Source organism: Paenibacillus wynnii (genome assembly GCF_030812855.1).
In the GTDB taxonomy this organism is placed as follows: Bacteria; Bacillota; Bacilli; order Paenibacillales; family Paenibacillaceae; genus Paenibacillus_AQ; species Paenibacillus_AQ wynnii_A.
Window position 1 is genome coordinate 200,752 of sequence record NZ_JAUSTK010000004.1, and the last position, 14,314, is coordinate 215,065.

A 14,314-nucleotide genomic window follows, 5' to 3' on the forward strand; every position below is an offset into this window, starting at 1 on the left:
TTCTCCATCCTTTCAGGTATCTATACTTTTGTATTGTACCTTGTCTGTCGTAAAGATTTATAAGCCCGACATATAATGATATCTTAGCATGTCTGAAAAGTAAAAAAAAATAACCGGCATAAAGAATTATGCCGGTAAAAGGACGCTGTCACTAAATTGACAACGAAATTGCTCTCCAGAGAGGACTTCTTCCTTCATAAGGATGTCCAGGGAGTAATTAAACACATTTTGTTGATGATTTAGCAGCTCATGTGTACGAGCCATAAGTTCATCCAAAATATTGCTATTCTCTTTCATAAGCTCTTCCGTCGTTACCATTTCTAGCTTAGCAATCCCGAGCGAAGTGAGTCCCGATTTCATCATTGTCTCAACAATATTAAGTGCCTGATCAAAATCTCCGCGAGAGCCTGTACTTCTTCCGCCATAAAATATAACTTCAGCAGCCGCTCCGCCCAGTGCAATCATAATCTGTTCTTCCAAGTAATCTTTTGTATATAAGTACTGTTCATGCTGTGGATTATGACGAACATAACCAAGCGCTTGACCTCTCGGAGTTAATGTAACCTGACTTACACTGCCCGGACGCAACAGTTCCGCCATAATCGCATGTCCAAGTTCATGAATAGCCACACGTTTTTTCTCTTCATGATTGGTTTCACGGTCTGTCTTTTCGCCCATCATGACTTTATCAATAGCCATTGATAAATGGCGCTGCTCTACTGCCGTCAGATTCTCCCGCATCATATAAATTGCAGCCTCATTCATAACACTTTCCAGCTGAGCTCCCGAGAAGCCGTAAGCCTCCTCGGCAATTTGCTCCAAGCTAACCTCTGCATGAAGAGGTTTGTTCTTGGCATGGAGATCAAGAATGGATTTACGACCTTTTTTATCAGGCAAGTCCACTTGAATATGGCGGTCAAAACGTCCAGGACGCAAAAGTGCTGAATCAAGCATTTCTTTGCGGTTAGTAGCAGCTACCAAAAGGATACGAGGGGTATCATTATTATAAATTCCGTCCATCTCCGTAAGCAGCTGGTTCAGCGTCTGATCATATTCCCGCTGCTGACCCCCTTCACGCTTACCGCCGATAACGTCAATTTCATCAATGAAAATAATGGCACTTTCCTTGTTCTCTTTCACAGCACGGGTACGGGCATCACGAAATAAATCACGGATACGCCCAGCACCTACACCCACATACATCTCAACAAACTCACTGCCTGCTGCAGCGACGAATACGGAATTCGTATAATGGGCTGCCGCTTTGGCCATCAGCGTCTTACCAGTCCCCGGAGGGCCTGTGAGCAAGATGCCTTTAAGTGGACGAATACCAAATTTACTGATTTCTTCATGTCGGATCAAAAAGTCCAGTGCTTCACGCAGCTCTTGCTTGGCATTATCCTGACCACCGATTTCTTCAAAGGTGAGTTTGGATGGGCCGCTCTTCTTACGTTTCTTCTCAGCTCCGGCATTCACGGTCAAGCCGCCGCGCATATGGGCTACGAGCAATAAAGCACCCAGCATGGCAACTGCAATAATAATGGGAAGTATATTTATTCCCAGAAAGGCCATAAATATCAGCAGCACAGGAATAAATCCCACTAATACTTCTTTAATCCATTTAGGCATTATTCCATACCCCCATAGTCTCAGGCTGTCGCGGTAAGATAATAAATTTGCTTTCCTTGCCATTCGTCAAGCTTACATACACATTGTTGTCATCAATTTCGGTAGTTGCAGTTATACCCTTATACTTTTCCTTCAACTGGTCAAGTTTAGCAGGAATTAATGTATATTTGCGGCTTTCCATGGCTTCAGCAACAGAGAACATCGCTTGATCCCAAATGTCATCAAGCTCTTCACTGGATTGTTGTTCTAAATCCAGCTTAATTGAACGTCCTCCAATGACTGATTTGCCTTCTGTGGAGATATATTGGACTAATTCACGTAATTTCGTTCCAGGTTTCAAATCGAGTTTCAAAGATACTTCATCGCGGTTAATAGATATGTGTGATTTATTGACTCCTTGGTAGCTGTTAACAATCTTTTGCAAGGGCTCCTGGATAGCAAACTGGCGATACAGAAACCACCCGCCGAACATAAGGGCGACTGATAGCAGTGAAGTTAGTAATACAGGTACAAGACGCAGTTTCAAGTAACGTCCTCCTCTCATAATGGCAAAACATATATCTAATTTCGCATTTATAACAGAATTTCAAGAGTTTATCGATTACATCAGCCTTGAATACAAGTAGTAGTATATCATAGGTGTATATACTATTCGAAAACAAATTGTGAATATATTTAAAATTTTCATTACTAATCTTTTCCTGTTTTTGGCCCGCTGTTACCCCTTTATCGACTTAAAAGACCGAATCTATTAGCGATTCGGTCTTTTTCTATACAACTAAATGTGATAAATATCTCATCTTTTTTTCAAAGATTCGAGAAAAATATACTATAATGCAGCTAGCAGTATACATCCTGAAGCAGCTATTGTGTATACGCAAAATTTAAGGGAATTTTTTTCTGTGAATTAGAGAATTCAGGCTGAATAGAGGGTATTACAGGACGCTGAGGTAGTAAGTGAGATAGATGTATTTTATACACTTATTTCTGGCTTTTGATGCTCGTATGTATGGATAGATGTACTTTGTGCAACTAAAAATACGAATAGGCCGGTTAAACCCCGGAATACCAAAAAATAAGTGTATAAAGTGCAATTAAACATCCTAAAGTGTGCTAAGGGAGAAATACAAGTGTACTTTGTGCAACTATATATATAGAAACCCATGTTGGTAAGCGATTTGCCGTATTCATGGCGGTACCGCCCACGAATACCTGTGCCAACAAAAGACATACCCGTGGAGATACTTCTACTCTCATACACAAATTTCTTGACGCTACCCTGTTACAACGGAAAGCGCGGAATTAAAGAGAGTTTTTCCTTCTAAAACTAAAAATGAGGCGTAGTAATTCACTTGCCTGAATTCGGTAACGTAAGGACTGACTATTTCGTATGTGATCTTCCTTCATTCGCATGAAGGGAACGTCTGAATCGGTCTTGCTGAAGTGGTTTCGGTTTTTCTGGTATTGCTTGTATTTTTGCAGGAGGGAGTATGTCTTTGTGGAGCTGACGTACCGCTTTCTTCAGAGGTTTATTTTTCGGCTTAAGGTCTCTGCCTTGTTGAATCAGCTCTTCCCGTTGATCGTCATCTTCAATGCAGCAAAAAGAACTGAAGCATGGCGGTAAATACGGTTAAGGATATCTTTCATCCGATGGGAACAGAACCGATTAAGAGTGCGGAATCTGGACGCTGTCTCCCAGCTAGCACAAGCATTATACTCAAAAGAAAAGGCCGTCCCAGTAGCCATTTGCACGACTTTTGGGACAGCCCCTTCTATATTAGCGGTTTGGCAGACTAAACTCATCCCCGATGGATGAACCATCAGCAAAACGGTAAAAGCGATAGTGATAACGATCGTTATTCTTGTAGAATAGCTGCCATGCATATTCTCCATTATAGACACCTGGTAACAAGCGATTTATGGTAATATCAGGCATTTCTGATCTTATAATGTCTCTGATTTTGTCCTCAGAGGTTCCATTACTAACCAGCTCTGCGTACACAGCCGTATCGTCCTCTGCAATTTTGCCTTTGGCTGTAAATCGCACCCACACCATCATATCCACATTATCCTGGTTCTTTCCCGTGAGAACCCAATAGATAGAATTTTCATCCCAGACAGATTTCTGTGCCTTTGTGATTTCAATTAATCCAGCTCGGCTTTTAGCTGCCGCTTTGGCGGCACTGCGCTCATCCCATTGATCTTTCATAATATAGCCATAGAACTGGCTTAATCCGAACAGAAGGAGCAGAGTCACGCCTAACCCCAGCAAGAGCCATTTTCTCCTTTTCTTCAAAGTACAGCTCCCTTTCCTATAACATTCGGACGTTCATAATTACCGTTCTAGAAGGTTCTCAAAAGATTCTTGAGCTTTACGGCGGATCATCTCTTCATCCAATGTCAGGCACTTCCCGTGCTTAACAACCTGTTGACCGTTAATCCATACATGCTCAACATCCTTCGCACTTGCCGAATAAACTGCATGAGAGAGCAGATCAGAATGCGGAAGCAAATGAGGTTGGTCAATATCAATAGCGATAAAGTCAGCCTTCATTCCCGGTGCAAGACGTCCTACATTGTTCAAAAAGATAGATTTAGCTCCATACTCCGTAGCCATACGCAATGCTTCCGGTGCCGGAACGGCCGTTGGATCCCCGCTAATCCCTTTATGAATCAGCGCTGCAAGACGCATTTCCTCGAACATATCCAGGTTGTTATTGCTGGCAGCTCCGTCCGTTCCAAGAGACACCGGCACTCCCGCCCGCAGTAAATCGGTTACACGAGCTATTCCACTGGCAAGCTTCAGGTTGCTGCCCGGATTGTGGGAAACGCCAACCTGATGACGAGCCAGAATTTCAATCTCTTCATCGTTCAAATGCACGCCGTGTGCTACAAGCGAAGGGCGAGTGAACATACCCAACTTCTCCAAATGCGCCACCGGACGAAGGCCGTAATCAGCTTCATTTTGTTCAACCTCACGACGGGTCTCTGACATATGCGTATGCATCGGTAGATCCAAATCATGAGCTGCCTGAACGAACTTAACAAAAAAATCAGGTGGACATGTGTAAGGGGCATGCGGGGAGATCATGGTTGTTATTCTTCCATCCGCCTTGCCATGCCAGTTCCGGGCAAATCCAATCGCTTCTGCAAGCTTATGGTTCTGCATTTCTTCAGAGCAAAAGCCGATCACTCCGCGCATTAGGACAGAACGAATACCGGACAGCTCGGCTACTTCAGCTACCCGATCCATATGATCATACATATCCAGGAACGTAGTTGTTCCGCCCTTGAGCATTTCTAATACAGAGAGCGAAGTTCCCCAGTATACATCCTGTCCCGTGAACTTTTCTTCCATAGGCCACATTTTTTCCTGAAGCCATACCTGAAGGGCAAGATCATCACCATATCCGCGAAGCAGCGACATAGCCGCATGTCCATGTGTGTTAACCAAACCCGGCATGAATAACAACCGGCTGCCGTCTACAATCTCTACTCCGCTTTCGAAAGGAGGTTCCACTTCACCTATGTAAGTGATCAGATCATTTTCGATGGTCATATAACCGGTAAGTACTGGTTTATCTGAACCTGGTATTACAAATCTTCCGTTCTTTATAGTCCATTTATTGCTCTTCATGTTCGCTTTCTTCCTTTCCATCCTGCAAATAATAAGCCAGACTTTGCAAATCGGTTGTGAAATCAGCTGCATGTATGCGGATATTAGAAGGAGTTTTCAGAATAACCGGTGCAAAGTTCAGAATTGCCTCTATACCTGATTCCACCAAAGTGTCTGCTACGTTCTGTGCCTCAAACTCAGGAACAGTAATTATAGCAATTCGGATGCCCTGTTCACGGATTGTACTACCCAGTTCTTCCATAGGTTGAACAACGAGTGTGTTAATTTTTTGGCCGACTTTCGGCTTATATGAATCAAAAATTGCTGTTATCTTCATTGTATCTTGTAAATAGGCATTGTAATTAGACAAGGCATGCCCAAGATTTCCGGCTCCTACAATTGCTACGTTCAACGGCTGATCCAGTTTTAGGATATGGCGGATTTTTTCAATGAGGTAAGGAACATCATAACCGATGCCTTTTCTTCCGAAATCACCGAAATAAGCCAGATCCTTGCGTATTTGCGCTGGATTCAAATCGAGCTTTTGTCCGAGTTCTTGAGAAGAAACTGTAGCAATTTCACGATTGTGGAGTTCGTTCAAGAAACGCAGGTACACAGGTAGTCTGCGAACGACCGCCTCCGATATTTTATCCGACTTCATATATTCTCCTCCTATGGGTGTTAACATTGTATCCATAATTATCTAAATTCATATTAAAAAAGTGCAAAAAATCGGGCGTTTTAGGAGACGCCCCCCTCCTCCAACCATTCTGCTATACGCGGGACCATCTGATCGGTCAGCATATGCTCCATTTTGGGCCCCGGAAGAGAGTAAAGAAAATATTTTCCATAATAAGATTCAATTACTCTGGTATCATACACAATCACAATTCCTTTATCCTGTGCAGTCCTGACTAACCGCCCAAAACCCTGCTTGAACCGAATCACAGCCTGAGGAACAGACAGCTTCATAAAAGGATTCTTCTTCTGGGCCTGCAGCAGCTCCGATTTCGCTTCAGCCAATGGATGATTAGGGGGTTGGAAAGGAAGCCTCACAATAGCCAGACAGGTTAAAGCCTCGCCCGGAATGTCAACGCCCTCCCAGAAGCTGCTGGTCCCTAAGAGGACAGAAGCACTGCTGTCCTGAAAGCGCCGAATAAGCTTGCTGCGGCTGCCACCTTCAATCCCTTGACCCAGTACCGTTATCTCTTGGGAAGACAGAGCCTCCTTTAAGGGATCATAGACCTGACGAAGCATACGGTAGGATGTGAAAAGCACCATCATTCTTCCACGGGTCGTCACTGCCGCTTCGGCAAGCGATTGCACCAGTGTATCGACAAAGCGGGCATCTCCCACGCTGCCTTTCACACTTGGAAAATCTCTTGGGATCACAAGCAGCGCCTGTTCCCTGTAATGAAAGGGAGAAGGAAGAAGCGCGGTCATAAGCCGGCCGTTCTCGGCAGCTTCATTTAACCCTAAATTATCAATCATAAACTGAAAGGATTTATCAACAGACAGTGTTGCCGAGGTAAGCACGATACTTTTTTTCTTATCGAAGAAAAGCTCCTTTAATTGGGAACTGACATCGACGGGAACGGCATAGAGCTGTAAAGACTTGCTGCGGTAATTTCCATTTGCCTCCAGCCAATATACAACATTCTCGTCATTCAGGCCCATAAAAAAACGCACGTTATCCCGAATTGCTGCCAAATCTTTAAATAATCCACCAATGTCGGTTATACGGCTGTCTGAAGAGGACTGTCCCTCCTGGTCCCGCATTTCATTCAACATTCTCTCGCCCGAACGCAGGGCATCACTAAGCGTAGTTATCATGCCGCTCTCCAAGGTAGAGAGCTCCTCCCAGTTCTTCGGCTTGTTGCCGGGGAGCAGACGCATAACCAGTTGTCCAGCTTCTCCTGCACCCGCATCACTCCGTTCGGGAAGAAGACCAAATAACTTCTCACTTAACGTGTCCCATGTCTCCTTGACAGTAATCAAATCGGAATAAATTCTATCAATGATAAGACTCCATTCAGAGGCCTGCTCACTTCCGGCAGATTGCAGTTGCTGACGAAGTGTGGGCAGTTGACCGTTCCGGCTGTCTTTAAACAGACGGGAGAGTGTGTGAACCACAGTGAAATGCTTCATGTGCATTCCCAGATGCTTACCAGCCACATCCTCCAGATGATGAGCCTCGTCGATCACCAAGTGCTCATATGCAGGTAGCAACTGATGTCCTGCTTTTACATCTGCGAACAGCTTCGAGTGGTTTGTTATGACCACGTCAGCGATACCTGCTTCATGCTTTGCCCGGTGGTAATAGCATTTGCGGAACCAAGGGCAGGAACGGCCTAGACAGGAATCTGTATCACTGGCTACGGTTTCCCAGAAGTCCCCTCCACGGTTACCCATATTTAGCTCTTCATCATCCCCGGATTCCGTTTGGGTCAACCAGACAATCATTTGCGCTGAAGTGATAATATCTTCTCTTGGGCTTATAAAGTCTCTTCTATTAATTTTATGTTCAAATTTCCGAAGACACAAATAGTGCCCTCTGCCCTTAAATATCGCAGCTTTGAAGGGAAAGGGAACCACTTGAGTAAGCAAAGGAATATCTCGTTCACGCAGTTGGTCTTGAAGATTAATGGTATGAGTACTAACCATAACTTTCTGATCTGTAAGAACACTCTGATAAATCGCTGGCAGCAAATACCCAAGAGACTTGCCTGTCCCTGTTCCTGCCTCTATCAACAGATGCTTCTCTTCCTCCAGTGCTTTCATTACCTCACCGAACATGATGTCTTGGGCTTCCCGACTTTCATAATGCGGCAAGGTATCTTTAAGGCGCTTGGTTACATCAGACATGTAATCTGTAAAAGATACATTCTCCAACGGATTCTCATGGCTGTCAGCACGCGGAGGAGCGAGTTCGTTCCAGTCCCCTACCTTAAGGGCTAGCTGACGGTAAAAGGTTAAATCTCCTTCGGGCTGGAAGGTCTCCATTTCCCGTTCACGCAGCAGGCCGTCGAAATACCAGCCCAAGTCACCGTCTGAGTCTGTGAAGAGTTCGCTCAGGCGTTGAATGGTTAATAAGGGCAGGCTATATAGTTCCTCTAGACATTTAAGCAGCACAAGAGCTGTAGCATGAGCATCACTGTCCGCCTGGTGCGGACGTTCATGCGTGAGACCAAATTGAGAAGTGACGGCTCCAAGCTGGTAAGTCGTCAGGGATGGGAAACATATTTTGAGAAAATCTATCGTATCTAAAATACGACCCTGAAACGGCAAATATCCGCACCGGTCCAGGGCACTTTGCAAAAAATGAAAATCAAAGGAGACGTTATGCCCAACGAGCACAACATCATCCAAAAGAGGAACAAGCTCCATCATCATTTCTTCCAGTTCTGGGGCATTCTCCACATCACTATCGGTTATTCCGGTTAGACCGGTAATAAAGGGTGGAATGGGTGCTCCGGGCTTGACGAAAGAACCGTAAACACGGGAGATGGACAGGTCTTCTTCTATTATGGCAAGTCCAACCTGGATGATTTCACCCACAGATTGGGTTCCGGTAGTTTCAAAATCAAGCACGGCAAATTTCATTGTAAGTTCTATTCCCTTTCACTTGAGACTCCATATCAGCATAACAGAAGTTACGAAAAAAGGCGATGCACACCGCTTTGACAGTGGATGCATCGCTTAAGATAACGGACTATGATTATAAAAGCGAAACAAGCTGACTTCCGTACTGAAGCTCCCCGCCTTTGCTCCGGCAGACCTCCAGGTTAACATTCGGTTCAGGAAGAGAAGGATCATGCTGCAGTGATAGACTAAATAGTTCACGGGCCTCCGTGAAACGTTCCTGAGAAGCCCTAATGCAGCCCATGGCATTATAAACCATTGCCTTCAGCTTCCTATTTCTTACCAAAGTCACCATGTGCTCCAAATGTACCCAAGCCGCTTCACCTTCACCCTGATGAAGGTAGGCCATGGCCAGATACAAACGGCCAGAAAGGCTTTCGGGATAATGGGAAATAACAGTCTTAAACTGCTCAATACATTGCGGGTACATAAGCAGTTTATAATACCCCTGTCCTCGGGCAAAGGACTCCATGGAGAGCTCCGGAGCTTCACGCTGAGGCGGTTCCTCTTCCTGTTCCAAGGTTAAGTCCGTCCCTTGGTTAAAATCGCTCATTTTCTCTGCAAACGCCAGCCACTCATCCATCACATCATCACTAAGCCTGCGAAGCAGATTGTACTTGTTCAAAAGTTCTTCCCGGCGGGCACCCTCCGCTGTAGGGTAATCAATAATGATTTCGCGTAGCATCTCGTTCATTTCAGCAAATAAATGTTGAAACATGGGACATCCCACCCTCACTGAAAATGAAATCAGTTCAACTTGCCTGACTTCATTTTTCGCCGAGAGCAGTCCTTTCATCCCTTCCATTGATTACATATATAATAAACCGCAGATTACTTAGGCTATCGTAGCATGAATTTCGTGATCAACCTGCTTGAGCAGCTTATTATTATCGTCAACAAATACGACGGTTGGTTTATGGGTACTCAGCTCTTCCTGAGACAGCATCGCATAAGAAATTATAATAACAGTATCCCCTGGATGTACAAGCCGGGCTGCTGCGCCGTTAAGGCAAATCACTCCGCTTCCGCGCGGACCAGGAATCACATAGGTTTCAAGGCGGGAGCCATTATTATTATCAACAATCTGCACCTTTTCATTCTCTAATAAATCTGCTGCTTCCATTAAGTCTTCATCAATGGTAATACTGCCAACGTAATTTAAGTTAGCTTCCGTAACCGTCGCACGGTGTATTTTGGACTTCATCATATGTCTAAACAAGAACGACGACCTCCTTCGGCGTGAATACAATATTATCAATAAGGCGAGTTTTGCCAAACTTAACAGCCAATGCCATTATTATTTCACCTTCTATAGTCATTAGGGAAGTATCGGCATCCAAGGAATCTAACCCCGGAAACGTTAAAATTTCGGCATAATCGATATTTGTGAGCGGTGAACGCGAAATTACGGATACCAGTAATTGTTTTACTTCAGCCACTGTATTGGCTGTGCCTTCTTCAACGGCTTGCCGGGCTTCTTGGAGCGACCGGGACAAGACAAGGGCCTGGGTGCGTTCTTCCTGAGATAAATAAACATTGCGCGAGCTCAACGCCAGGCCGTCACTTTCGCGTACGATTGGGCAAGCTATAATGTTTACATTCATGTTGAGATCGGAAACCATCTGCCGCAATACGGCGACCTGCTGGGCATCTTTTAAGCCAAAGAACGCATAATCAGGTTGAACCATATTGAACAGCTTGGAGACCACGGTTGTAACTCCGTCAAAATGACCCGGGCGCGAAGCTCCGCAAAGCTGGGTAGTCAGTGAAGATACGGATACTTGGGTACGGATCGGTGTTGGGTACATAGCCTCCACACTAGGAATAAAAACAATATCGGCACCCTCACGCTCGGCGAGTTCCAGATCTCTTTTCTCATCTCGCGGATAGGATTCAAAATCCTCATTGGGTCCAAACTGCAGTGGATTGACAAAAATACTCATCACCACGGTACCGCACATTTCTCCGGCCCGGCGCAGAAGACTTGCATGCCCCTCGTGTAAAAAACCCATAGTTGGAACCAAACCGATCGGCCCATGACCGCCGCCGCGCATATATTCAATCGCTTCACGTAATTGTTCTACATTTCTTACTACTCTCATCTTATTACACTCCTTTTCCGGCAGCGCCATATAATGATTCAAGCACGGTCTCATCCGCTGCAAAAATATGACTTTCATCAGGGAAGGAACGCTGCTTCACTTCTTGTACATATTGACTAATCCCTTCACGGATTAAGCTTCCTACATCTGCATAGGTTTTGACAAAACGCTTTTCCCGATATGGGGATGCATAACGCAAGAGATCATGAAAAACCAGCACCTGACCATCACAGTAACGACCCGCGCCAATTCCAATGGTTGGGATACTAAGTTCTTTTGAAATAGCTTCGGCTACTTCTTCTGTAACCAGCTCTAGCACCACTCCAAATGCACCTGCCGCCTCCAGAGCCTTCGCCTCGTCCATCAAACGTTTCGCATCCTGTGGATCCTTGCCTTGAACGCGGTAGCCGCCAATCATATTGACAGACTGGGGTGTAAGGCCTATATGGCCGAGAACCGGTACTCCTGCGGAAACCACTGAAGCTACAGTGCTGCAAATCTCCAGCCCGCCTTCCATTTTGACGGCATGAGCACGACCTTCCTGCATCAGTCTTCTTACGCTCCGCAGCGTCTCGTCAATTCCGCCGTGATAGGTCATAAACGGCATATCTGCAACGATAAAAGTATGCTCCGCACCGCGGGTCACTGCCCGGGTATGGTAGACCATGTCCTCAATGGTGACTGGCAAGGTAGAGTCATACCCAAGAACCACATTACCTAGAGAATCTCCCACTAGAATGAGATCAATCCCCGCTTCCTCAGCAAGTCGTGCAGAAGGATAATCATATGCGGTCAGCATGCTTAGAGGCACGCCGTCCAATTTCATTTTTTTCATTTTTACAATGTTTAAAGCTTGTTTTCCAGCCATGTAAGCTTCGCTCCCCTTTTTCGATAAATTTACGCATCATTCGCGCAAACAAAAAAACCCTTTAGCATGTCCGCTAAAAAGGTCCGAAGGGCAGTAAGAAGAGTCACTCGCGATCGTCCCTTCTGTCTCGGTCCTTACGGCTCAGAGCAGAATCCAACGTAACCGATAATGCAGTTATGAAGGTAAATCCAATGGATCATGAATTTCAAACGCTAAAGTTTATTTCATAAGCAGAGTGCAGTTCGTATCCTGTGATACTGCCTCTAGCCATAGTATACCAAATTGATTTCACAAATACACCAAAAAATATGACAAGGGGTGAGCCCCTTGCCGAGTCATATCATTTCGATTTCACCGGAACACACACTGAATAACTGTCCATGATGATTTTCCAGCAGCAGTCCCCCGTCACTGTCAAGTCCAACCGCCTTGCCTTCACTGCGCCCTTGAGCTGTATTCAGAGCAACCTGCCGACCTAGGGTCACCGATAGAGATTCCCATAGCATACCGATGGGTCTAAATCCTTGCTCCAGATATAAAGAATATAATAATTCCAGTTCAGACAGAACCGTTCCAGCAAGCTCTGCACGATTGATAGAAGCTCCTCCGCGTTCGATCATTAGCGAAGTGCCAATCCCCTTCAAGAAGTCCGGATAATCGTCCTCAGCCAGATTAGCATCTATCCCGATCCCCGCAATACAGTACTGAAGCTGCCCTTCATTCAGGCTGGATTCCAGTAAAATCCCGCATACCTTACGCCCAGAGACCAACAGGTCATTAGGCCATTTGATCCCAGCTTCAACACCGGCAACTCGACGTATCGCTCTGCAAACCGCCACACCTGCTAACAGGGTAAGCTGAGGGGTAGACAGAAGGGGCAGCTTCGGGCGAAGGATAACACTCATCCAAATGCCTTTCCCCCGTGGGGAATGCCATTTCCGTCCCATCCGGCCTCTTCCGCCAGTCTGTTCCTCAGCAATGACCGCCGTTCCTTCCGGTGCCCCGTCTTCCGCCAGTCTTTTCGCTTCCTCCTGAGTGGACACTACCGTCTCCATCAGCTGTAGCCCGCCCGTCCAGCCGGAAGCTGAAGGCTCCCGTCTTAAATGGGCCAGCAGCAGCGTATCATAGTTGCTCATGTCCAACCATCCTTTTTACTTCTGCGAGTAATTGTTGTTTATCATTAAGAATATCTCCGCAAGCCACTTTCAGCAGCAGCTCATTAAGAACTAAACCTAACCACGGCCCAGGTCGTCTGTCCAAGGCTTCTGCCAACTCATTCCCTCCAACGGCCAGATCTGCAAGTTCAGTCACGGGCATACGGGACATCCATATCTGAGCCACAGCAGGGAATTCCTTAAGTTCATTATGAGCGGAGTGTGCCGAAAGATTTGGTACAACCCTGGTGCTATCCGCAGGCAGCACCCTTAGCAGTGACAGCCATCCGAAGGCGGCGTCCTGCCCGAGAGTCAGCACGGCGGCGATCCAACGCCGCCGCAGCTTGTCCGTGCCGGCCGGGTCCCCCGCCGGCACTTCTTCAAGGGCAGCGGTCCAAGCTTCGCGGACCCGCAGTACCCCGGCGACGCTGACCCGCGTCGCCCCCGGGAACGTCCATGCCCGCAGGAGCTCGTCGGCCTCAACGGCCGACCGCCCCAGGGCATGAAGGAGCAGCGCCCACCGCAGGCGGGCGCTTTCCAGTTCCCCGATCCCGGCCACATAGGCGGCGGCTGCCGCCAGGTCGGAACCGGTCCAGGGGAACGGGGCCTTGCCGCGCTGCAGCAGTCCGCTGCGCGAGAGCATGCCGAGACCACGCCGCGGATGCGGTCCCTCCACAATTCTTTCCAGCTCCGCGCGGACACGCTCCACTGCAATATGCGCCAGCTTATCGCGCTGGCGCAGCAGCCCCCGCCACGTGTTCTTGGCAACGCTGAAGTCCAGCGTGGAGGCGAACCGTACACAGCGAAGCATACGCAGCGCATCCTCTTCAAAGCGCTCCTCTGCATCTCCTACGCAGCGTACAATACGACGATCCAAATCCTTCGCTCCGTAGAACGGATCGATCAGAGACCCCTCTACGCCACACGCCATCGCATTAATGGTGAAGTCGCGGCGGCGGAGATCTTCCTTCACATCCTTTACAAATACAACCTGCTCTGGACGTCGATGATCGGCGTATGTGCTCTCTGTCCGATAAGTCGTAACCTCGAAGCCGTATTTATCCTGCAGCACAGTAATCGTTCCATGCTGCAATCCCGTAGGAATACAACGAGGAAAGATAGATAAGACTTCCTCCGGTAAAGCAGAGGTAGTGATATCCATATCATGCACAGGGCGGTTCAGAAGCTCATCTCGAACGCAGCCACCCACCCAAAAAGCCTCATGTCCGTTTGAAGTTAACCGAGTGACTACAATTTCGGCAGCCATCGCCATTCCGGGATCTGCCATTGTCCAATTCATACC

12 protein-coding genes are annotated in these 14,314 nt (G+C 46.8%); all 12 read right to left on the reverse strand.

Annotated features, from left to right (window positions below; translation table 11 throughout):
• Positions 1-126 precede the first annotated feature (126 nt).
• Positions 127-1,629 (reverse strand): AAA family ATPase, encoded by a 1,503-nt coding sequence (locus J2T20_RS06250; RefSeq protein ID WP_307586632.1) that lies wholly within the window; start codon positions 1,627-1,629, stop codon positions 127-129.
• Positions 1,622-2,155, reverse strand: coding sequence for a hypothetical protein (locus J2T20_RS06255; RefSeq protein WP_307586634.1), 534 nt, complete (start codon positions 2,153-2,155; stop codon positions 1,622-1,624). The genes J2T20_RS06250 and J2T20_RS06255 overlap by 8 nt, the downstream gene beginning before the upstream one ends.
• Positions 2,156-3,406: 1,251 nt before the next feature.
• Positions 3,407-3,925 carry a cell wall elongation regulator TseB-like domain-containing protein gene (locus J2T20_RS06260; protein ID WP_307586636.1) on the reverse strand — a complete coding sequence of 173 codons (519 nt, stop codon included), beginning with the start codon at positions 3,923-3,925 and terminating at the stop codon, positions 3,407-3,409.
• A 39-nt stretch (positions 3,926-3,964) separates the two neighbouring features.
• Positions 3,965-5,266 (reverse strand): amidohydrolase, encoded by a 1,302-nt coding sequence (locus J2T20_RS06265; protein ID WP_307586638.1) that lies wholly within the window; start codon positions 5,264-5,266, stop codon positions 3,965-3,967.
• Positions 5,253-5,906 carry a redox-sensing transcriptional repressor Rex gene (locus J2T20_RS06270; RefSeq protein WP_307586640.1) on the reverse strand — a complete coding sequence of 218 codons (654 nt, stop codon included), beginning with the start codon at positions 5,904-5,906 and terminating at the stop codon, positions 5,253-5,255. The genes J2T20_RS06265 and J2T20_RS06270 overlap by 14 nt, the downstream gene beginning before the upstream one ends.
• 80 nt (positions 5,907-5,986) lie before the next feature.
• Positions 5,987-8,848 (reverse strand): ATP-dependent DNA helicase DinG, encoded by a 2,862-nt coding sequence (gene dinG / locus J2T20_RS06275; RefSeq protein ID WP_307586642.1) that lies wholly within the window; start codon positions 8,846-8,848, stop codon positions 5,987-5,989.
• A 115-nt stretch (positions 8,849-8,963) separates the two neighbouring features.
• On the reverse strand, positions 8,964-9,605 hold the full coding sequence (locus J2T20_RS06280) for a tetratricopeptide repeat protein (RefSeq protein WP_307586643.1): 642 nt from the start codon (positions 9,603-9,605) through the stop codon (positions 8,964-8,966).
• 117 nt (positions 9,606-9,722) lie between these two features.
• A complete protein-coding gene (gene panD / locus J2T20_RS06285) occupies positions 9,723-10,106 on the reverse strand; it encodes an aspartate 1-decarboxylase (RefSeq protein WP_307586645.1) in 384 nt (127 codons plus the stop codon).
• Positions 10,099-10,941 (reverse strand): pantoate--beta-alanine ligase, encoded by an 843-nt coding sequence (gene panC, locus J2T20_RS06290; RefSeq protein WP_373457763.1) that lies wholly within the window; start codon positions 10,939-10,941, stop codon positions 10,099-10,101. The genes panD and panC overlap by 8 nt, the downstream gene beginning before the upstream one ends.
• Before the next feature lie 52 nt (positions 10,942-10,993).
• On the reverse strand, positions 10,994-11,857 hold the full coding sequence (gene panB / locus J2T20_RS06295) for a 3-methyl-2-oxobutanoate hydroxymethyltransferase (RefSeq protein WP_307586648.1): 864 nt from the start codon (positions 11,855-11,857) through the stop codon (positions 10,994-10,996).
• Between the two features lie 335 nt (positions 11,858-12,192).
• Positions 12,193-12,993: a biotin--[acetyl-CoA-carboxylase] ligase gene (locus tag J2T20_RS06300; protein WP_307586650.1), complete on the reverse strand. Its 801-nt coding sequence runs from the start codon at positions 12,991-12,993 to the stop codon at positions 12,193-12,195.
• Complete coding sequence (locus J2T20_RS06305) at positions 12,980-14,311, reverse strand: CCA tRNA nucleotidyltransferase (RefSeq protein WP_307586652.1); 1,332 nt, start codon at positions 14,309-14,311, stop codon at positions 12,980-12,982. The genes J2T20_RS06300 and J2T20_RS06305 overlap by 14 nt, the downstream gene beginning before the upstream one ends.
• Between the last annotated feature and the right edge of the window lie 3 nt (positions 14,312-14,314).